Raw genomic sequence first — 20015 nt, 5'->3', positions numbered from 1 at the left:
CTTGGTTGGCGTGATCGACGCCGAGGACCCGGCCGACGCGGCGGCGGCGCTGGCCCAGGCGGCGGAGGCCGCCGGGCTGGGTGGCGTCGCGGGGGCCGCCACGCGGATCATCGCCGAGGGGCGCTGGGGCTGGCTGGATCTGGTGTCGCGCTTGCGCGGGGCGGAAACCGCCAGCGGCAGGACGATCGGGGCCTTCGCCCTGTCCGCCGCCCTGGAGGTTCCCTTCGCCGAGCTTCTGCTGGAGCATGCCGGTACGCTCAAAACCACACCGGACGATCCAGCGGTTTGGCTACGGACCACGCGACTGTTCGCGGCCCTGGAGATCGAGGCGGGCGCTGAACTGGCCGACCTGATCGCCACCCGCCTGCTGCGGGATGAGGACGTGCCGGATACCGACGAGCTGGCCGATCTGTGCGCGCTGATCGGCATCTCCGCCAGTTCCGGCATGGATACCCCCCACGACGAGGTGGTGGCGCTGCGCGATGCTTGGTTCACCGCCGCCGGTGCCCTCCCGGCCAAGGAAGCCGCGGTTCCGACGGCGACCGGGCAAGCCTATCCCTGGCCGCCGGAAATCCTCTCGCGCATGGCGGCCGAGTTCCACGCCGGCCATGCGCTGGCGCTCGTGCTGCTCGACCTGGAAAGCGATCCGGTGGTGGTCGATGCCGTCAGCGACCGGCTTCGAGCGGAGACATGTCTGTACAACAGGTCACGGCTCGATCTGGGAAGCGGCATGTTCGAGTACGCGGTCGCCCTGGCCGGCGATCTCGACGCCTTCGCGGCCAGCCTGACCGAAGCGGACCCGGCACGCGCCTGCCTGCGGTCGGTCCATGCCACCGACGCCGGCGCCAATCCAGGACCGGAGGCGGGAACGTCCTTACCGGCATCACCGGAAACTTCCCCGCCGCTGGCCTCCGCGCCAGCCGCGTCCCCCGCACCAACCGTCACCACTCCAGCCAAATCGGCGCCGCCGACGGCGCCCGGTTCCGCCCCGCGTCCCGCCGATGCCCCCCGTCCCGCCGACGCCATGGTCCGGGTTCCCAGCGCCGCGATCGACGGGTTCATGGACCTGATCGGTGAACTCCGGCTGGGGCTCACCTCCTTGTCCAGCCTGCTGGCGGCGGACGGCGCGCCCGCGACGCGCGCGACCCGCTTCGAGTTTCAGCGGTTGGACCGCGCCGTCCGCCAACTCTACGACGGTGCGATCTCCCTCAGGGTGGTGCCGATCGGTACCCTGTTCACGCGGCTGCTGCGGCCGATCCGCGACACCGCCGTGCTGGTCGGCAAGGAGGTCTCGCTGACCACAGCCGGCGAGGATGTGCAGGTCGATAAGGCGATGATCGAGATGCTGGTCGATCCGCTGACCCACATCGTCCGCAACAGCGTGGACCATGGCATCGAGCCGCCCGAACGACGGCTGGCCGCCGGAAAGCCGGCGGTCGGCTCGATCCGCATCCGTGCCCGCCAGACGTCCAGCCTCGCCATCATCGAGGTGGAGGACGACGGTGGCGGCATCGACGGCGCCCGTGTCCGCGACAAGGCTGTCGCCAAGGGCCTGATCGGGGCCACCGAGGCGGCGGCCATGGCGGAGGGCGACGTCCAGAACCTGATCCTGCTTCCAGGCTTCTCCACCCGCGACGAGGTGACCTCGACCTCCGGGCGGGGCGTCGGCATGGACATCGTTGTGACCGCCATCAAGAAACTGGGCGGCCGCCTGAACATCGACAGCCGCTTGGGCGACGGCACCAGGATGACCATCGAATTCCCCGTCTCCGCCGCCATGCAACGCGTGCTGGCCGTGGAGGTCGCAGGCCAGACCATCGCCATCCACGAGCGGTCCGTCAGCGAGGTGGTGGAGGTGCCGCTGGCCCTGCTGGAGCGGGTTGGACCGCGCCTGACGCTGTCGCTCCGGGGACGCTTCCTCCCGATCGTCGACCTGGGCGATATGCTGGACCTGCGGCGCGGATCCCGCGGCGACCGTCCAGCGAAGCCGGTCGGCACGATCGTCGTCGCCGACGATGGCCGCGACAGGATCGGCCTGCTGATCGACCGCATGGCGACCCGGCGCGAGGTCTTCTTCAAGCGCCTGCATCCCCTGATCGAGCGCAACCCGCTGATCGCGGGGGCCGCCATGGATGGCGGTGGCGGCGTGATGTTCGCGCTCGACACCACCGCCTTGTTCGCCCGTGCCGCCGGGTGGCGGGAAAGCGGCACCGCCCTCGAACCGCCGGCGCGCCCCATCGCCCTCGAAAGGGAGGAACCATGCTCCACCGCCTGAGCATCGCGACCCGTCTCGGCGTCGCCGCCTGCCTGTTCCTAGCGCCGGTCGGCTACGGCCTGTGGATCCAGGGCGAGGCCAAAAGCGCCGCCATCGCCACCGCCCATCGGGAAGCGGCGGGGGCGGCGTATCTGCGCGGTGTCGACGCCGTCCACTCCAGCCTCTCCCGCTCGGTCGTGCTGCGGCGGCCGGTCGACGGTGGTGGCTTGGCGCAGGCTCTGATCGACCTCCGCGCCAGCCATGGCTCGGTCCTGGAAACCGAGGCGCTGTCGCTGGACGCGGAGGAGTTGATCCGCAACAAGGATCGCACGCCGACCAAGACGGCGGCCCGCAAAGCCTTGAAGAAGCTGGCGCGGCAGATCGCCAACCGGTCCGCGATCGTCCTCGATGAGGAGATCGCCTCCTATTATCTGGGCGATGTCTTCACCCAAGGCCTGCCCGATCTCCGCGATCAGGTCACGGAACTGCGACGCCTCGCCGAGGAAACCGCCAAGAACGCCGACGACGCCAAGCGCTTCGACGGCGCGCTCCTCAGCGGACGCATCGAAGCCGTGCTGACCAGCATCGAGGACGCCATCGGCATCGCCACCAGCCCACAGGGCGATCCCACCATCAAGCCGTCGCTGGACGAGACGTTCCAGCCCTTCGAATTCATGATGGGTCACGCTGTCGCGATGATGGAGACCGGCGGCGGTGATCCCGCCATGATCGGTGCCATCTTCGACGCGATCGACCGCCTTTCCCAAGCGGTCAACGCCCACTTCGTGGAGTTGGTCGAGGCGCGCGCCGAGCGGCTGCGCGGGGAGTGGGTGCGGATCAGTGTGATGGGTGGCGGATTATCGTTGCTGGCGTTCCTGGCGGTCGTCACGCTGGTCAGGCGGGGCGTCATCGGGCCGCTTCGCCGGATGACCGCGGCGCTGGTCAGGCTGGCCGACGGCGACATCTCGGTCGAGGTGCCCGCCTCCCGGTATGACGACGAGATCGGCGCCTTGGCCGCCGCCATGCGGCGCTTCAAGGAAACGCTGGAGCAGTCGCGGGCGCTGTCAAGCACCGTGGTGCGCTCGACCATGCAGGTGTCGGTCGCGACGGGTCAGGCGGCCGCCGCGGTGGCGCAGGTCTCCGACGGAGCCCATGGCCAGATGGCGTCGGTCGACCGGCTCCGCCGGTCGTTCCTGGAGACACGCGAAGCCATGAGGGCGGTCGCCGAGGTGACGCGAACCGGCCAGGACCGGTCCCGCGATTCGGCCGAACGGCTGGAGGCGGGTCTGGCCGATGTCGCCGCCATGGCCGCCGCCGTCAGCGAGATCGTCGAGATGAGCAGCGAGATCAACCGCGTCACCGTCTCGATCGGCAAACTGGCCGCCCACTCCAACATCCTGTCATTGAACGCCTCGATCGAGGCCTCCCGCGCCGGCGAGCACGGCAGGGGCTTCTCGGTCGTCGCAACCGCCGTCGGCACCCTGGCCCAGCAGACCCTGGGATTGGCGCGGGAGATCGCCGACTTGGCGCAGCGCAGCCATGACCGCATCGGCCGAGGGCTGGAGGTTGCCGAGGCGGTCGGCCTCCGCATGCGGCAGGTGTCGGCCACGATCGCCGAGACCGACACCTTGGCGCGGACCATCGTCGATCAGGTCGCCCGGCAGCGGCAGAGCGTCGATGGCATCGAGACCGCCCTTCTGGAGCTGTCGGAGATTTCCCACGCCAACGCGTCCGCCGCCGAGCAGATCACCGCGACCATGCGGGCACTGGCCAGCATGGCCGACGACACCCGGCTCCGCGCGGAACAGGTGACGCGGAGCGGCGCCGCGGAGAACGCCGCCTGACGGGTGGTCCGGAACAGGCTCAGTACAGTCCGACCGCCTTGGGCGCCGCGGCTTGGACATCGCCCCGCCCGTTGGCCTCCAGCACGGCGGCGCGGGCGGCGGCGGCCATCAGGTGAACGTCGGAGCCTCCCGTGACGAACCGGTAGCCAAGCTCGACCATGCGGCGCGCGTAGGCCGCCGATCCGCAATGGATGCCGGGGATGACGCCCTGTGCCAGCGCGCGCTCCTTGATGTCGACGATGACGTCATATAGAGGCGATTCGGTGTGGTCGAAGCCGAACTTGCCGGTCAGCGCGAAGCTGAGGTCGGCCGGACCGACATAGATCGCGTCCAACCCCGGCGTCTCCAGTATGTCGTCCAGGTTGTCGATCGCGGCGGCGGTCTCGATCATGGCGAAGACGACCACGCTGTCGTTGGCATGCTCGGGGTAATCGGCTCCCGATCGCAACAGCGCCCGGTTTGGGCCGAAGCTCCTGTGGCCCTTGGGGGGATACCGGCAGGCGCCGACCAGCCGCTCGGCCTCCGCCCTGTTGTTGATCATGGGACAGATGACGCCATCGGCCCCGGCGTCCAGCGCCTTCATGATGACCCCCTCCTCCAGCCATGGCACGCGGACGATCGGAGCGGTGCTGGTGGTGGAGATCGCGGTCATCATCGAGACAGCGGCCTGATAGTCGATCACGCCATGCTGCATGTCGATGGTCAGACTGTCCCAGCCCTGATGGGCCATGGTTTCCGCCGAATACCCGTCCGGGATGGACAGCCAGCAGTTCAGGGCATGCCCGTCCTCGCGCCAGATCGAGCGAAGCTTGTTCTCTTTCATGTTTCCTCCCCTTTTCCCGGTGGAGCTTAAGGGACCCCGGTGTGGCGTCAAGCCGGAGTTGGGGCCCTGCCGATGGTTGGCACGACCAGGGCGCCATTCCTGGGTCGCACGAAGACCGCCACCATCTCCGGCCAGCTTTCGAGCGCGCTGGCCTCGATCGCGGCGGCGGTGTTCTCGACCTCGGTGGACGACAGGCCGTCCGCGAAGTCGACGTTGATGATTCCGACGACCTGATGAGGCGCCATATGGACGGTCAATTGGGTCCGAGCCTTGTCCACGCCCGGCTGCGACAGCGCGATCCGCTCCAGTCCGCGGCGCAGTTCCGGCCGCGCCGCCTCGCCCAGCAGAAGTCCCTTGGTTTCCCGCGCCAGCAGGACCGCCGTCACCGCCAGCACGCAGCCGATCAGGATCGATGAGACGCCATCCAACACCGGCATCTCCAGCCATTGGCTGGCGGCCGTCCCGACCAGCGCGATGCCCAGGCCGACCAGCGCCGCGCTGTCCTCGAACAGCACGGTGAAGCTGGTCGGGTCCTTGCTCTCCCGCACCGCCTGGAACCAACCGCGCTTGCCCTTGGTCTTGTGGAAGCTCTTGAGCGCCACCCACCACGACCCGCCCTCGAACACGATGGCGAGACTCAGGACAATGTAGCTGACCATCGGGCTGGTGATCTCCACCGGATGCAGGACATGGATGACGCCCTCGTACAGCGAGACGCCGGCCCCAAGCGCGAACACCAGCAAGGCCACGATGAAGCTCCAGAAATACAGCTCCCGGCCGTAGCCCAGCGGATAAGCCTCGTCCGGCGGACGCGCCGCCCGCCGCAGGCCGTAAAGCAGCAGTCCCTGGTTTCCGGTATCGACCAACGAGTGGACGCCCTCGCTGAACATCGCCGAACTGCCGGTGAACCAAGCCGCCACGAACTTGGTCACCGCCACTAGCAGATTGCCCGCCAGCGCCGCGTAGACGACGATCTTGCTTTCCGAATGTGCCGCCATTCACCTGATCCTTTTCCATCAGCTAACCGCGTCACGGGCGCCATTGTTGCCATGGCAAAATCCAACAATGGCATGCACCCGGCTAACTAGTTGCCAATAGCATTTATCCAATTGCTCTAAGCATGCATTTGGCTGATGATGGCTGTTGCATGGTGGGAGACGATGAATGGTGGGGGAGCAGGGAATTGTCCGGGACATCGCGGTGGTGCGGCGCTTCAGCCGCTTCTACACCCGCCGGATCGGCTTGCTTCATGAGGGCCTGCTCGGCGGACCGCTCACGCTGACGGAAGGAAGGTTGGTCTATGAACTGGCGCAAGTCGCGACCGCTACCGCCAAATGGCTTTCAACCGAGTTGGACTTGGATCCCGGCTACCTCAGCCGGGTCTTGCGAGGCTTGGAAACACGTGGCCTGATCGAGAAACGTCCCGCGGAAGACGATGGCCGGCAGGTCCTGCTTTCCCTCACCACGACCGGGCGCGACGCGTTCGCCACGATGGATGCCCGCTCGCACGCCGAGATAAGGCTTTTGCTCGACGGTCTCTCGACGGACGAACGGCGGAAACTGGTGGAATCGCTCTCCACCGCCGAACTCCTGCTGGGTGGCGAAACGCCTGAACCGCCGCGGGTTTCCTATGTCCTGCGCCCTCCCCGTCCCGGCGACATGGGTTGGGTCGTTCACCGGCACGCCGTCCTCTACACCAGCGAATATGGCTGGGATGGCACGTTCGAGGCGTTCGTCGCGGAGATCGTCTCCGGCTTCATCCGCTCGTTCGATCCCAAGCGCGAGAACTGCTGGATCGCCGAACGCGATGGCGCCGTCGTCGGCTCGGTCTTCGTGGTCCGGCGGTCCGAGGACACCGCCAAGCTCCGGATGCTCTATGTCGAGCCCGCGGCGCGGGGCTTGGGCATCGGTCATCGGCTGGTAGGGGAGGGCATCCGCTTCGCCCGGCACGCCGGTTATTCCCGGCTGACCCTCTGGACCAATGACATCCTGACCTCGGCCCGCCGCATCTACGAGGACCACGGCTTCCGGCTGACCGAGCGATCCCCACACCGCAGCTTCGGAAAGGACCTGATCAGCGAGACCTGGGAGTTGGACCTGGGACCATCACGCCACCCGGCGGCTGAAGTCCTCGAGTAGCTTGTCATAGGTCGCCAGCATGACGCCCTCGTCGTATTCGCGGGCGGCGCGCGCCCGGTTGGCGTTGCCCAGACGGCGGCGCAGCGTGGCGTCCACCAGCAGGCGGTGGAGTGCCGAGGTTAGGGCGGCCTCGTCCTCGCGCGGCACGACCAGCCGCCGGTTCTCGTCGGTCACCATCGCCTTGACGTCGCCGACATCGGTCGAGACCACGGCGCGGCCAGCCGCCATGGCTTCCAGCAGGCTCAATGGCATCTGTTCGGTGTCGGACGAGATCGCGAAGACGTCGAGCAGGCCCAGCGCCCGCTCGGGGTTCATCATGTTGCCGGTGAAGACCACGCGCTCGGCGACGCCGAGGTCGCGCGCCAGCGCTTGCAGGGCGGGACGGTCCGGTCCGTCGCCGATCAGCACCAGCCGCGCCGGCGGATCGGCGGGCAAGGCGGCGAAGGCGCGGACCAGCCGGCCGAAATTCTTCTCCCGGCGCAGCGTGCCGACCGAGCCGATCAGCAACTCGCCGTCGCGGCGCGACGGCAAGGCGTGACCATCCGGTGGCACCGCGAATCGGGCGCAGTCGATGCCATTGGGAATGAAGCGGACGCGGCCACGGGGCAGGCGCCAGCTCTCCAGCGCAATCCACTCCAGCTGCCTGCTCGGCACGATCACTTCGGTGGGACGCGCCAAGGCGGCCCTGCGGAACCAGATGCGGCGGCGGAAATGGCGTCCGACCGCCTCGTCCGGCCCGAACCCGTCCTCGAAATGAAGATGGCGGCACACCGGCGGCAGCCGGTTGGCCAAGCCCCATTCGACGGCCCCCCAGGCGTAGGTCAGCAGCAAGTCGGGACGCTCGGCCCTCAGCAGGCGGTGGAAACGCCACAGGTTCCGCAGGCTCAAGGCCCTGCCCTTCTCCACCTCCACCGGCAGCACCCTGACGGCGAGCGCCGGGTCCAGCCGGTCCAGGCAGTCGGTGTTGCCATCGACCGCGACGATGGTGTGCCGGTAACGCAGCCCCAGGTGATTGGCGATCTTGGCGAAGCGCATCTGCTGTCCTCCGACCTCGAAGGACGAGAAGACATGAAATAAATGCTTCGGAACGCGGGTTACTCCCTCGGGAACACGTGCGTGGCACTGAGGGGGTGTTGCCCGATCGGCGATTGTCACGGCGTCTCTTCTTTGGCTAGGGTCGCGGCAAGTCAGGAGGCACGATGTTCCACCCGCGGACCAGCCGCAAGAAGCTCGATCAGGTTATCCGGACGCTCGACGCCACCGCCCGAATTGGTCATGGCACCGACGCCGATGGCTTCCAGGTCGCCAGCATCGGCGAGCGGCGGACAACGGCGCGGTACGACGCCTTGATCGAGGCTCTGGAACAGGCGGTCAAGACGAAGAGGTTCGACTTGTCCCGCGAGGACGCGCGCCTGATGGTCACCGCCCTCGACCTATACAATGTCCGGCGGACCGATGGCGTCGGGCAGGGTTGGGACGACGAGGTCGAACAGCTCTTCCAGGAGCTTCAGACGCTCTTCGCCAAGACCTATGGCGAGGCGCTGCACAAGTCCTGACGACTTGGAGATGCACGGCCCGGCCTTCCGGGGGAGTAGCTTAATCGGGAAAGCCCTGTTCTCCGGGACAGCAGTCTCAGGTTCAAATCCTGACTCCTCCACCAATTTCCTTATATTCCCGTCAGACGACGTCGGATCAAGCGGGGCAGGTAGCGGCGCAGCGTATGCGCGGCCCCGCACGCGGTCAGCGGATCGTAAGCCGTCAACGTCCAGCGCTGGCGGCGTTCGGGCAGCCAGTCCTTCTTGTATGGATCGTCGCCGCAGCCGAAGTCGATCTCGACGATGTCGCCAACGCGGAACGCCTCCCGCATCATGTGGCGGGTCAGCACCGACCCGGCTGACAGTTTCCTCAACCGCTCGTCATAGGAGAGCTTGAAGATGGTGGCGCGGCCGCGCCAGACGATCCACAACTGTGACGCCACCGGTTCGCCATCGGCCAGCAGGATGCCGACCCGCACCGCCCCAGCCGTCATACCCTCCCGAATCAGCGTCGGGATGAAATGCGGATATGGCTCCGGCTCCTTCCAAGACCTCGCGTGCACGCGCTCGTACAGGTCGATCGCCCGCTCGGCCTCGGCTGGATTATCGATGATATCAAGCTCGACCGCATGGTCGCGGCGCAGCGCCCGTTCCTTCCGCTCGACGGTGTTACGGAGCCGGGCGCCCCGGCCACTCCAATAGCCGTCGAAATCGCCGGACACCGGCAGGTACCAATTGCCGAAATCCTCCGTCGTCTCGACCAGATAGCTGGCCCGACGCAGTCCTTCCCGAAGTGCCGCCAAGCCAGTCGACCGCTCGTCCACCGCCGAGAACACCAAGCGCGCCGGACGGGGGGTGCGGCGGCGCACCTCCCGACCCCACGCCGCCACGGCCTCCGAGGCGTCGCTGGTCCCCGTGAAGAGCGGACCAAACCGGCAGGTGTAATAGTTGCCGAGCCACGCCAGTTGGACACCGCCGAAAGGCCCGACCCGATCCGGCCGCTCGCGCATCGGCAAGGCCACACCGTCGCCGGTGATTTCCACCGACAGCCGATCGCCGGGATCCAGACACGTCTCCGCGAAGACCCGGTACCAAGTGCCGGTGTCGTAGAAATCGCCATCGCCGACATCGGGCAGGACGTCGTCGAGCGTGGCGGGGTCGCGGTGGATCAACAGGCGCAAATCGTCGGGCTTACGGCTTGCACCCGAACACATGGTATTCCGACCCGAAGGGCAGGAATGGCACCAGACCGTCATACCGGACCGCCGTGCCCCAGAACCCCGCGGCCGTCACCTCGCGTGACGCCTCACGGGAAGACAGGGCGCCGTCGCGGCCATTCGGCTCGAACAGGATCAGCAACCCGCCTGGCTTGAGTACCCGATGAAGCTCCTCCAGCAATTTCTCGCGACGGTCGGCGGTCACGGCGGTCAACGCGCCGTAGCCGGTGACCACGTCGAAGCTGCTCTCACCATACGGAACACGCAGCCCGTCGAACCGCCGGTAATGGGCCAAGCCGCCGAACCGGGCCATGCCCGGCGACGGACGGGCGGGCTCCAGGCAGACCAGCCGGACACCCCGGAACAGGTCACGGTACCACGGAACCGCCTCGCCGCTGCCGACGGCGATGTCCAGGATACCGCTCGACCCTGGGAACAGTTCCCGCAGCTCCTCGGTCAGCCGCCGAACCTCCCTAACCCGCCGCTCGGCTTGGCTTTCCTCGTCGGGACCATCGATCCAGCCGGTGCGGGCGCCGAGCGCGAAATCCTGGATCGACATGTCAGGAGACCCGCCGAGCCTTGGCCTCGTCCGCCACCCGGCGTTCCCACGCCAGCGCCGTCTCCACCATCTCCTCCAGGCTGTCATGCGCCGGCTTCCAGCCCAGCAGGTCACGGATCCGATCGGCCTTGGCCACCAACGCCGGCGGATCGCCGGCCCGGCGCGGCGCGTCGGTCACGGGCAAAGGACGGCCGATCACCTTCTCGACGGCGGTCAGCACCTCGCGCACGGTGAAGCCCCTGCCATAGGCGCAGTTGACCAGCAGGTTGCCGCCCTTGCCGATCAGGTGGCGCAGCGCCAGCACGTGGGCGTCGGCCAAGTCGGACACGTGGATGTAGTCGCGGATGCAGGTGCCGTCCGGCGTGTCGTAATCGGTGCCGAACACCGAGATGCCGCTCCGGACGCCCAACGCCGCCTGCACGGCGACTTTGATCAGGTGGGTGGCAGCGGGCGTGTTCTGGCCGGCCCGGCCTGCGGGATCGGCGCCGGCCACGTTGAAATAGCGCAGGATGCCGGTGTTCAGCCCGTCCGCCGCCGAGGTGTCCAGCAGCATCTGCTCCGTCATCAGCTTGGACGATCCGTAGGGGTTGATCGGCCGCTTCGGGGCGTCCTCGTCGATCGGATAGGTCTCGGGCTCGCCGTAGACCGCCGCGGTGGAGGAGAAGATGAAGTGCTTGACGCCCGTCCGCACGCAGGTCTCGATCAGCCCCAGGCTGTTCAGCGTGTTGTTCCGGTAGTACTTCAGCGGCTTCTCGACCGATTCCGACACCACGATGCTGCCGGCGAAATGCATGATCGCGCCGATCTGAAAACCTTGGATGATCTCGGCGATATGGTCGGTATCGGCGATATCGCCCTCGATCAACGGCACGCCCTCTGGCACCGCCGAGCGGACGCCAGTCGAGAGGTTGTCGAACACCACCACGGGAAAACCGGCGTCCACCAAAGCGAGGACGGCGTGCGAGCCGATATAACCGGCGCCGCCGGTGACCAGAACGACCGGAATTTCGTCCATCTTACTTTCCTGGAGAGTAACGGATTTGAGACAATCAAGACTTCAGCCTCGATTATCGCGCTTGCGGCCCTCAACCTGAAGAACGCGAACGAGTACCGGAAAAGTTCATTCACCCTTCCCGTAAGCACTCCCCCACCCGATTTCGACTAGATCCGCCCAGGGCGCCTGATACTTCGGCGGTAATCCTGAGTGGAGACGTTTGCGTCAGGCGCTGGATCGGGTACGTACTTGGCCGTCGTCACGCAGGAATAACGCCGGCTACCTCTTACTTTTCGTTGTCGCCCCCGATGGGCGAAGACAGGATGCCGCCATGCATCAGGAACCCTCGCCGTCCACGCTCCCGCCGCCGCGGCCGCTGCCTCCGCGCGCGCGACTGGTCGTCTTCAGCGACGATTGGGGTCGGCACCCAAGCAGCGCGCAGCACCTGATCCGCCACCTGCTGCCACGCTTCGATGTCGACTGGGTCAACACGATCGGCACCCGGCGGCCCAGCCTCACCCGTGCCGACCTGTCGCGTGCCTATGAAAAGGCGCTGGCCTGGACACGGACGCGCGGCGGCGGCGAGACACCGGAACCCGTGATCGAGCCCGGTCCGACGGTCCACTCCCCGGTCCATTGGCCGGGCTTCAAGAGTGGTTTGGAGCGCGCGGTCAACCGGCGCCTGCTGCGCCGCGCGCTGGCGCCCGTGCTGGAGCGCGACCCCGCCCCGGTGGCCATCATCACGACGGTGCCGATCACGGCGGATCTCGCCGCCGAATTCCCCAAGCTCAACTGGATCTATTATTGCGTCGACGATTTCTCGGAATGGCCGGGCTTGGATGGGGGAACGCTACGCACGCTGGAACGCGACCTGCTCCACCATGTCTCGGGCGTCATCTGCGTCTCGGAGGTGTTGCGCTCCCGCTTGGCGGGGATGGGCTTCTCCCCACACCTGTTGACCCACGGCATCGACCTGGAGCATTGGAACGGCGTCCGCCGCCGTCCCTTGTGCGGACCTGGACGGCGCCCGATAGCGCTCTATTGGGGCCACGCAGACCGACGGCTCGACGCCGACATCTGCCTGACGCTGGCGGAGACCTGCGATCTCCGAATGGCCGGCCGCCACGACGAGGTCGACGATCGCCTGAACCGCCACCGCTCCATCACCTGGCTGGGACCAATACCCTATGACCGCCTGCCCGATCTGGCGGAGGACGCCGACGTGCTTGTCATGCCCTATGCCGATCTGCCCGTGACGCGGGCCATGCAGCCGCTGAAGCTGAAGGAATATCTCGCAACCGGCTTGCCCGTGGTGGCGACCCCCCTGCCCGCCAACCGGCTATGGGCCGACGCCATGGACGTGACCGCCGCCCCGACCCGCTTCGCCTCGCTCTGTCTCGCCCGCGCCCGCCGCTCCCTCCCGGAAGCCCAGGCCAAGGCTCGAACCAAGCTCGGCGGCGAGGGATGGGACACCAAGGCGGCACAGTTCGAACAGTGGATCCACGCGGCGTCATGAACCTGATCTCGCCAACGCCCCAATCGGTGGCCAGTCCCATCAAGGCGGACGACATCACCGTCCTGCATACCCGGATCGTCACGGGGACCGGCGGCGGACCGGAGAAGACGATCTTCAACTCGCCCCGCTACATGAGGGGTTCCGGTTACAACGAACTCGCCTGCTACCTGCGGCCCCCCGGCGACGTCGGCTTCGAAACGCTGCGGCGGCGCGCGGCGGAGAAGGATTGCCCGCTGATCGAGGTCGATGACGCCTCGGCCTTCAGCCCAGCCAGTCTCCGCCGCCTGGCGGCGATCTGCCGGGAGCACGATGTCAAGGTCTGGCATGGCCACGACTACAAGACGAACCTATTCGGCGTGCTCCTGAAACCCTTGCTGGGGTTCAAGCTGGTCACCACCGTCCATGGCTGGGTCAAGCATACCGCCAAGACGCCGCTCTACTACGCGGTCGATCGCTGGACGCTGCCGCGTCATGATCAGGTGATCGTGGTTTCCGCCGATCTGTTCGACCGTTGCCGCGCCTGTGGCGTTCCGGAGGACCGCCTCCATCTGATCGAGAACGCGATCGACACCGAGGACTTCAAACGCGCCGGTCCCGCCGCCGAGGCGCCGCTGCGCCGGGGAGTGCCGCCAGGACGCCTGCTGATCGGCGCCGTCGGCCGCCTGTCGCCGGAGAAGGGCTTTGACCTGCTGATCCAAGCGGTCGCCTCGCTGATCGACGCCGGCTTGGATCTGGAACTCTGGATCGCCGGCGACGGCGATGAACGCGAGCGGCTTGAGATCCAGGCCGCCGCGACCGGCCACGGCGACTGGATCCGGTTGTTGGGCTTCCAAGCCGATACCGTCGCCCTGTTCGAGAGCCTGGATCTGTTCTGCCTGTCCAGTCTCCGCGAGGGCCTGCCCAACGTCGTGCTGGAGGCCATGGCGATGGAGGTTCCCGTGGTGGCGACCCGCTGCGGCGGCATCGACGCGTTCGGCCACGATGGCGTGGACATGCTGACGGTCGAGGCCGGATCGGCCGACGCCCTGGCCAACGGCCTCCGTAAGTTGGCCGGAGACGCCGCCACGCGCCTCCGGCTGGCACAAGCGGCACGGCGGCGGATCGAGGACGAATTCAGCTTCCGCCGTCGGATGGACCGCATGACCGAGGTCTATGGCCTTCTCTGGTAGGGCATCCCGGCCGCGACGACAGCGGAATGCGGTCCGCAGGATCGCGGGGGCGAGGTTGATCGGGCGCGCGGGGCTTCACCGGCTTGCCGACGCCCATCGTGACGAAGGAGGGTTGGTGGCCCGCGTGGGAGAATGTCACCAGCCTGACGATGTCAGACCTGACCTTTCCACCGCGACGGCGTTGAGCCATTGTGCCACCCAGTTTTCCGACCCTAGTTGCCCGCAACCTCCTGGTACTTTCCACCGTTCCACGAATACATGACGAAGGCCGGCTTGGTCAGGTCGCCCTTGTCGTCGAAATCCAATGTCCCGATGACTGTGTCGAAGGTGCCTTCGCGCATCGCGGCACCGACCGCCTCGGGCTCGGCCTTCCCCGCCGCTTCGATGCCTTGCGCCAGCACTTGGAGGGCCGCGTAGCTGTAGAGCGTGAAGAAGGCGGGATCGATGTTGTCGGCGCGAAGCTTCTCGATCACCGGGGCGGCACCGGGGTTCTGGGTCGGATCGGGGCTGAAGGTGAACAGCGTGCCGGCTCCGCCCTCTCCCGTGATCGCCCAGAAGTCCGGGTTGGACAACCCGTCGCCCGCGACCAGCACCGCGTTCAGGCCCGCGCTCCGCATCTGGCGGACGATCTGGCCGGCCTCCGCGTGGTAGCCGCCGTAATAGACCGTGTTGACGCCTTCCGACTTCATCTTGGTCACCAGCGCCGAGAAGTCGCTTTCGCCCGGATTGACCGAGCCGGTCATGACGGGCTGGATGCCCTTCGCCGCCAGCTCCTTCGTCGTGGCCTCGGCCAGACCCGCGCCGTAGGCTTGCTTGTCGTGCACGACGGCGACCTTCGGATCCTGGATGCGCGATACGATGTGGTCAGCCGCCACAATCCCCTGCTGGTCGTCGCGCCCGGCCACCCGGAAGACATTCTCCAGGCCGCGCTCCGTCAGCACCGGCGCCGTCGCGGTGGGGGAGATCATGATGATCCCCTCCTCCTCGTAGACGTCGGAGGCCGGCACCGAGGGGCCGGTGCACATGTGGCCGATGACGAACTTGATGCCGTCATTGACGATCTGGTTGGCGGCGGTGACACCCTGCTTGGGATCGCAGGCGTCGTCATAGACCTTGACGCCAATCCGCTCCCCGGCGATCCCGCCCTTGGCGTTGATCTCCTTCGCCGCCGCCTCTACACCCTTCCGCATCTGGTCGCCGAACGACGCCATGGAACCGGTCACGGCGGTGACCACGCCGATCTGGATGTCGGCGCGCGCGGCTCCGGCGGTCGTGGCGAGCATCGTCAGCGCTGCGAGCGATACGGCTGTCCTCAACATCTCAACTGGTCTCCACCCAAATTCACTTCTGGTTTTCCTCGGGCCCGATCACGGTCTTCGCTTCGGCGCCGTACTCGAAATCGGGGGCGTCGTCCATCTCGTCCTTGTTGAGCGAGACCACCAGTTCATTTCCTTGCGGACCGACCTTGACGCGGTCCCAAGGCACGGTGACCAGCTTCTCGCCAAGCCCCAGCAGGCGGGAGCGCGACACGACGAGGCTCTGGATCGCGGCGGTGTCCTGTTCCGTCACGAAGTCGCGGACCTCGCCGACCTCCTCGCCGGCGCTGTCGCGCACCGTCCAGCCAACCACGTCCTGGGGCATCCGGCCCGCGATGGTCGGAACCTGGACGACGCGGATCTGGGGTTCGCCGGTCGTCTCCACCGTGATCTCCGGTGGCTGGGATTCGATGCGAACCTGGGGTTCCGCCGGACGGACCTGGACAGTGCCCTGCCCTTGGACGATGGCACCCGGCGAGCTGGCGCCCGGCTGCTGGCCTTGCTGGGGAGCCGGTTGCTGATCCTGGGCCACCGCCGGAACGGTCAGGCTCGCCAGGAGGGCCGATGCCAGGAGAAATCTTCTGTTCATGTCGTCACTCCTGAGTACGGGGCGGGGCGTCGGTTCCAGCTTCCGGACCCGGTGCCGGAGGCTCGGGCGGCGTCGCGGCGGAAGGCTCGGGTGGCGTCACCGCCACTGGCTCCTGGGGAACCGGCGCTGGCGCCGTTTCGGTGACGGCGGGCGGCGGGGTCATCGGCTCGACCGTGATGGTCGGCTCGGCCTGCTCGATCACCACCTGAGGCTGGAGCTGCTGGATGTCGACCTGCGGCTGGGCTTGCTCGACCGATACGGTGGGTTGCGGCTGATCGACCACGATCTCCGGGTCGGCCTGCTCGATGATCACCTCCGGCTCGCGCTGGCGGATGATCACCTGGGGCTGGAACTGGCGGACGATGATCTCGGGTGGCGCCTGACGCACGATGATCCGGGGAGGCGCCTGCCGGATGATGACCTGCGGCGGCTGCTGTTCGATGATCACCTCGGGCGGCTTCTGCTGGACCGTCACCTCCGGTCGAGGCTGTTGGACGTCCACAGTGGCCCGTGGTTGCTGGACTTCGACTTGGGGGCCGGTTTGGGGCGCTGGCTCGGGCGCCGTCTGGGGTGCTGGAGCGGGCGGCTGTTGGGCCCCCGCCTCCGGCGTCCAGGACCAAGCGGCCAGGGCCGTGGTCATCATCAGCAAAGTCTTGCGCATCCCACTCTCCGACAGTCGGCGTTTATTCGGTGCCTTGTGGCACCAAGAACGAAATGCCGGTCGGAGAGTTCCTTGGTGGGATGTCTTTATCGCGGGCTCAGGTGAAGCGGTTGTTCTTCGGGAAGCCATTGGGCGGCACCCGGCCGGCCGTTCCCCTGTTGCCCTTCCAGGGGCTCATATCCGTTTCCACCCGCGTCCGGTCGCCGCTTTTCCACGACAGGCCGTCGGCGAACTTGAAGGTCGTCAGGTCCGACAGGCTGCCGTCGGTGTATTTCTGGATCATGACGCCGCGACCCCGCGCCATCACCGGCACCTCCTCCAGTGGGAAGACCAGGAGCTTGCGGTTGTTGCCGATCGCGGCGACCGTGTCGCCCTCCACCGGGATGCAGAACTTGGCCTCGACGCCATCACCGACCGTCATCACCTGCTTGCCGCCGCGGGTCTGGGCGATCACCTCGTCCTCCTCGACCTGAAAGCCGCGGCCATTGGACGCCACCACCAGCAGGCGCCGTCCGGGCCGGTGCTTGAACAGGGTGACCAGTTCCGCGTCGTTGGCGAGGTCGATCATCAGCCGCAGCGGCTCGCCGAAGCCCCTGCCGCGCGGCAGCTTGTCGACCCCCAGCGTGTAGAACCGCCCGTCCGTTCCCAGAACCACCAGCTTGTCGGTGGTCTCGACCCGCAACACGAAGCGTTCGCGGTCGCCGTCCTTGTACTTGATGTCGGTCGTGTCGGCCTGATGGCCCTTGACCGTCCGGATCCAGCCCTTCTCGGAGCAGAACACGGTGACCGGCTCCCGCTCCACCATGGCCTCCAGCGGAATGATGATGGCGGAGGGAGCATCACCGATCACCGTCCGCCGGGCGCCCAGCGTGGTCGCCTTGCCGAAGCGCTTCCGGGTCTCGGCGATCTGCTTGGCGATCGCCTTCCAGCGCCGGGGCTCGTTCTCCAGCAGTTCGATCAGGTCGGCGCGCTCGGCCGACAGGGCGTCGTGCTCCTTCTTGATCTCGAACTCCTCCAGCTTGCGGAGCGAGCGGAGACGCATGTTCAGGATCGCCTCGGCCTGGACATCGGTCAGCGAGAACGTCGCCATCAGCGACTTCTTGGGCTCGTCCTCCTCCCGGATGATGCGGATCACCTCGTCCAGGTTGAGGTAGGCGATCAGGTAGCCGCCCAGCACCTCCAGCCGGTGGTCGATCTTGGCCAGCCGATGGCGGGACCGCCGCTCCAGCACCTCGATCCGGTGCGCCAGGAAGGCTTGCAGGACCTCCTTCAGGTTCATGACGCGCGGGACGTTGTCCTTGTCCAGCACGTTCATGTTGAGGCCGAACCGAGTCTCAAGGTCGGTGGTCTTGAACAGCGATTCCATCAGCACGTCGGGATCGACATTGCGGTTCTTCGGCACCAGGACCAGTCGGATATCCTCCGCCGATTCGTCGCGGACGTCGTCCAGCAGGAACAGCTTACGGGCGGCCAGCAACTCCGCGATCTTCTCGATCAGCCGGCTCTTCTGGACCTGATAGGGAATCTCCGTGACGACGATCTGCCAGGTGCCCTGTCCCAGCTTCTCGACCTCCCACTTGGCGCGCAGTCGGAAGCTGCCGCGCCCCGTCCGGTACGACTCGGCGATCGAGGCGGCGGGTTCGACCAGGGTGCCGCCGGTCGGGAAGTCCGGCCCGGGAACCAGCCGGACCAGATCCTCGATCGATGCGTCCGGCTTCTTGATCAGGTGGCTCAGCGCGTCGCACAGCTCCTCCGCGTTGTGCGGCGGGATCGAGGTCGCCATGCCGACCGCGATGCCCTGCGAGCCGTTGGCGAGCAGGTTCGGGAAGGCCGAGGGCAGGACGATCGGCTCCTCGCCCTCACCGTCATAGGTGCCGCGAAAATCGACCGTGTCCTCGTCGATCCCCTCCAGCAGCGCCTTCGCCACATCGGTGAGCCGCGCTTCGGTGTACCGCATGGCGGCGGCGTTATCGCCGTCGATGTTGCCGAAGTTGCCTTGGCCGTCGATCAGCGGATAGCGGACCGCGAAGTCCTGTGCCAGCCGGACCAGCGCGTCGTAGACCGCGGTGTCGCCGTGCGGGTGGAACTTACCGATCACGTCGCCGACCACGCGGGCGCATTTCTTGGGCGGCGTGCTCGGGTCCAGCTTCAGCTGGCTCATCGCGAACAGCAGCCGCCGGTGGACCGGTTTGAGCCCGTCGCGCACGTCGGGCAGCGAGCGCGACATGATGGTGGACAGGGCATAGGAGAGATACCGCTCGCCGAGCGCCTCGGAGAGCGGCTTGTCTTGGATGTCGAGAACTGGATCGGTCATGTCTTACCTACTACCAGACAGGGTAGCCATTTTGCGATAGCGTTCGATGAATCTGGCGCGGGCGGCTGGCATTTGTCCCGACGCGCCGCCCGAACCAGTATTGATCGCGTTGCGTTCCAGGAAATGCCCGGTCAGGTCCAGACCCGCAAGCACTTCCCGATCGGTCCAGCCGCCGTGGCCGGCCAGGAACCCCGGCAGGGGCAGCAGCTTGTCCCGATAGGGCTCGCCCGCCGACAGCGAGACCGCCCGGCCGGTGCGCGGACTGACATAGGCCAGCGCGTCGTTGGTCCCCGTCGCGGCGCAGGACGACAGGTCCAACCCAAAGCCCAGTTCCTGGAGCAATCCCAACTCCCACCGCACATAGGCTGGCGCCCAGACGGGAGTCTCGAACGCCTCCAGCAGCGCCAGCAAGCCATGGAACACCGGCTCGTGCGGCTCGCGGTCGGGCAGCGCCACCTCGGTCATGGTGCAGGCGGAGACCAGCCCAGACAGCCGCAGCGGGTCGTCCAGCATGGCGGCGGCGTTGTTGTGGATCGGCTCGATTGTCAGGGTTCCCAGGTGATCGGCCAGCCGCGCCCGCCACCGCGCGCTGACGCGATTGCCCGGTTGCAGGTTGCCCCTTTGCTTGGACGAGCGTCCGCCCTGCACCAAGCCGGAATGCCGGCCGTGCCCACGGGTCAGCAGGGTCGCAACGACAGCCGCCTCGCCATGCGGTCGGGCCGAAAGAACGATCGCTTCGTCAGTCCATTCCATACCGATGTTCTACCAAAGTTCCACTCGAAATGCCGCCCAAAATCCCGCGGCGACCAAACGCCCAATCCAGCCGCCAAACAACCAAATGCCGGATTTCTGTGACATCAACATGGAATAAGCGGCTATCGCCACCGTTAATCCCGTCGTTAACCAAGCAATAACCGGGGGAGTTCAGGATCGGGGAAATCAGACGTTCTCCTTAAAACCTGAAGATGGTAGCGACATGTTGAGCAGTTTCTCAAAGGACTGGGCGCGTTGGTCTCGCGCGGAGCGCATCGTGGCTCAAATCGCTTTCCTGGCCGTTACGGTCGGCTTGGCAAGTCAAGTGGTCA

Annotated in this window: 17 protein-coding genes and 1 tRNA gene; 7 read left to right on the top strand and 11 right to left on the bottom strand. The window is 67.0% G+C overall.

The window, feature by feature from the left end:
- Positions 1-10 precede the first annotated feature (10 nt).
- Together N825_RS36165 and N825_RS03785 are read left to right on the top strand one after the other, a co-directional pair.
- On the top strand, positions 11-2275 hold the full coding sequence (locus N825_RS36165) for a chemotaxis protein CheA (protein WP_157618960.1): 2265 nt from the start codon (positions 11-13) through the stop codon (positions 2273-2275).
- Positions 2260-4098: a methyl-accepting chemotaxis protein gene (locus N825_RS03785; protein ID WP_037447125.1), complete on the top strand. Its 1839-nt coding sequence runs from the start codon at positions 2260-2262 to the stop codon at positions 4096-4098. Before N825_RS36165 ends, N825_RS03785 begins: the two co-directional genes overlap by 16 nt.
- 19 nt (positions 4099-4117) lie before the next feature.
- Here the strand turns inward: N825_RS03785 and N825_RS03780 are convergent, their stop codons facing one another.
- Positions 4118-4921: an HpcH/HpaI aldolase family protein gene (locus N825_RS03780; protein ID WP_037447122.1), complete on the bottom strand. Its 804-nt coding sequence runs from the start codon at positions 4919-4921 to the stop codon at positions 4118-4120.
- 47 nt (positions 4922-4968) lie between these two features.
- The gene (locus N825_RS03775) at positions 4969-5919 is read right to left on the bottom strand and encodes a cation diffusion facilitator family transporter (RefSeq protein WP_051511502.1); all 951 of its coding nucleotides are present in this window, start codon (positions 5917-5919) and stop codon (positions 4969-4971) included.
- Between the two features lie 166 nt (positions 5920-6085).
- Between N825_RS03775 and N825_RS03770 the strand changes: the two genes are divergently transcribed.
- Positions 6086-7060: a bifunctional helix-turn-helix transcriptional regulator/GNAT family N-acetyltransferase gene (locus tag N825_RS03770; RefSeq protein ID WP_051511501.1), complete on the top strand. Its 975-nt coding sequence runs from the start codon at positions 6086-6088 to the stop codon at positions 7058-7060.
- Here N825_RS03770 and N825_RS03765 read toward each other — a convergent pair.
- Positions 7028-8215 carry a glycosyltransferase family 4 protein gene (locus N825_RS03765; RefSeq protein ID WP_281174347.1) on the bottom strand — a complete coding sequence of 396 codons (1188 nt, stop codon included), beginning with the start codon at positions 8213-8215 and terminating at the stop codon, positions 7028-7030. The two genes, N825_RS03770 and N825_RS03765, sit on opposite strands and share 33 nt — an antisense overlap.
- Positions 8216-8259: 44 nt before the next feature.
- Here N825_RS03765 and N825_RS03760 point away from each other — a divergent pair, with 44 nt between their 5' ends.
- A complete protein-coding gene (locus N825_RS03760; RefSeq protein WP_037447121.1) occupies positions 8260-8616 on the top strand; it encodes a hypothetical protein in 357 nt (118 codons plus the stop codon).
- 29 nt (positions 8617-8645) lie between these two features.
- A tRNA-OTHER gene (locus N825_RS03755) sits at positions 8646-8720 on the top strand.
- A gap of 6 nt (positions 8721-8726) precedes the next feature.
- Here the strand turns inward: N825_RS03755 and N825_RS36160 are convergent.
- Genes N825_RS36160 through galE form a run of 3 tightly spaced genes read right to left on the bottom strand, consistent with a single transcriptional unit; the run spans position 8727 to position 11386 of the window.
- The gene (locus tag N825_RS36160; protein WP_198038171.1) at positions 8727-9767 is read right to left on the bottom strand and encodes a GNAT family N-acetyltransferase; all 1041 of its coding nucleotides are present in this window, start codon (positions 9765-9767) and stop codon (positions 8727-8729) included.
- Positions 9768-9786: 19 nt separating this feature from the next.
- Entirely contained in the window at positions 9787-10371 is a 585-nt protein-coding gene (locus tag N825_RS03745; RefSeq protein WP_037447118.1) for a class I SAM-dependent methyltransferase, read from the bottom strand.
- Position 10372: 1 nt separating this feature from the next.
- Positions 10373-11386, bottom strand: coding sequence for a UDP-glucose 4-epimerase GalE (gene galE, locus N825_RS03740; RefSeq protein WP_037447115.1), 1014 nt, complete (start codon positions 11384-11386; stop codon positions 10373-10375).
- Positions 11387-11696: 310 nt separating this feature from the next.
- On the opposite strand from galE, the gene N825_RS03735 reads away from it, so the two are divergent.
- Both N825_RS03735 and N825_RS03730 read left to right on the top strand, forming a co-directional pair.
- Positions 11697-12881, top strand: coding sequence for a glycosyltransferase (locus N825_RS03735; RefSeq protein ID WP_037447112.1), 1185 nt, complete (start codon positions 11697-11699; stop codon positions 12879-12881).
- Positions 12878-14050, top strand: a complete 1173-nt coding sequence (locus N825_RS03730; RefSeq protein ID WP_051511498.1) for a glycosyltransferase family 4 protein — start codon at positions 12878-12880, stop codon at positions 14048-14050. The genes N825_RS03735 and N825_RS03730 overlap by 4 nt, the downstream gene beginning before the upstream one ends.
- A gap of 212 nt (positions 14051-14262) precedes the next feature.
- Here the strand turns inward: N825_RS03730 and N825_RS03725 are convergent, their stop codons facing one another.
- From N825_RS03725 to recO, 5 genes are all read right to left on the bottom strand, one after another.
- A complete protein-coding gene (locus N825_RS03725) occupies positions 14263-15369 on the bottom strand; it encodes an ABC transporter substrate-binding protein (protein WP_037447111.1) in 1107 nt (368 codons plus the stop codon).
- A gap of 22 nt (positions 15370-15391) precedes the next feature.
- Complete coding sequence (locus N825_RS03720; RefSeq protein ID WP_037447108.1) at positions 15392-15955, bottom strand: PRC-barrel domain-containing protein; 564 nt, start codon at positions 15953-15955, stop codon at positions 15392-15394.
- A gap of 4 nt (positions 15956-15959) precedes the next feature.
- Complete coding sequence (locus tag N825_RS03715) at positions 15960-16616, bottom strand: hypothetical protein (protein WP_037447107.1); 657 nt, start codon at positions 16614-16616, stop codon at positions 15960-15962.
- A 97-nt stretch (positions 16617-16713) separates the two neighbouring features.
- Positions 16714-18930 carry a DNA topoisomerase IV subunit A gene (gene parC, locus N825_RS03710; RefSeq protein ID WP_037447106.1) on the bottom strand — a complete coding sequence of 739 codons (2217 nt, stop codon included), beginning with the start codon at positions 18928-18930 and terminating at the stop codon, positions 16714-16716.
- A gap of 3 nt (positions 18931-18933) precedes the next feature.
- Positions 18934-19683, bottom strand: a complete 750-nt coding sequence (gene recO, locus N825_RS03705) for a DNA repair protein RecO (protein ID WP_037447104.1) — start codon at positions 19681-19683, stop codon at positions 18934-18936.
- Between the last annotated feature and the right edge of the window lie 332 nt (positions 19684-20015).

Source organism: Skermanella stibiiresistens SB22 (genome assembly GCF_000576635.1).
GTDB lineage: Bacteria > Pseudomonadota > Alphaproteobacteria > Azospirillales > Azospirillaceae > Skermanella > Skermanella stibiiresistens.
Note: the sequence above shows the minus strand (reverse complement) of the source record. Positions and strands in the feature narration are given on the sequence as shown.

Bases quoted from the DNA above. Each gene is read 5' to 3' on its own strand.
- N825_RS03785 (WP_037447125.1), top strand. From the start codon at position 2,260: ATGCTCCACCGCCTGAGCATCGCGACCCGTCTCGGCGTCGCCGCCTGC.
- N825_RS03780 (WP_037447122.1), bottom strand. From the start codon at position 4,921: ATGAAAGAGAACAAGCTTCGCTCGATCTGGCGCGAGGACGGGCATGCC.
- N825_RS03775 (WP_051511502.1), bottom strand. From the start codon at position 5,919: ATGGCGGCACATTCGGAAAGCAAGATCGTCGTCTACGCGGCGCTGGCG.
- N825_RS03770 (WP_051511501.1), top strand. From the start codon at position 6,086: ATGGTGGGGGAGCAGGGAATTGTCCGGGACATCGCGGTGGTGCGGCGC.
- N825_RS03760 (WP_037447121.1), top strand. From the start codon at position 8,260: ATGTTCCACCCGCGGACCAGCCGCAAGAAGCTCGATCAGGTTATCCGG.
- N825_RS03745 (WP_037447118.1), bottom strand. From the start codon at position 10,371: ATGTCGATCCAGGATTTCGCGCTCGGCGCCCGCACCGGCTGGATCGAT.
- galE (WP_037447115.1), bottom strand. From the start codon at position 11,386: ATGGACGAAATTCCGGTCGTTCTGGTCACCGGCGGCGCCGGTTATATC.
- N825_RS03735 (WP_037447112.1), top strand. From the start codon at position 11,697: ATGCATCAGGAACCCTCGCCGTCCACGCTCCCGCCGCCGCGGCCGCTG.
- N825_RS03730 (WP_051511498.1), top strand. From the start codon at position 12,878: ATGAACCTGATCTCGCCAACGCCCCAATCGGTGGCCAGTCCCATCAAG.
- N825_RS03725 (WP_037447111.1), bottom strand. From the start codon at position 15,369: ATGTTGAGGACAGCCGTATCGCTCGCAGCGCTGACGATGCTCGCCACG.
- N825_RS03720 (WP_037447108.1), bottom strand. From the start codon at position 15,955: ATGAACAGAAGATTTCTCCTGGCATCGGCCCTCCTGGCGAGCCTGACC.
- N825_RS03715 (WP_037447107.1), bottom strand. From the start codon at position 16,616: ATGCGCAAGACTTTGCTGATGATGACCACGGCCCTGGCCGCTTGGTCC.
- parC (WP_037447106.1), bottom strand. From the start codon at position 18,930: ATGACCGATCCAGTTCTCGACATCCAAGACAAGCCGCTCTCCGAGGCG.
- recO (WP_037447104.1), bottom strand. From the start codon at position 19,683: ATGGAATGGACTGACGAAGCGATCGTTCTTTCGGCCCGACCGCATGGC.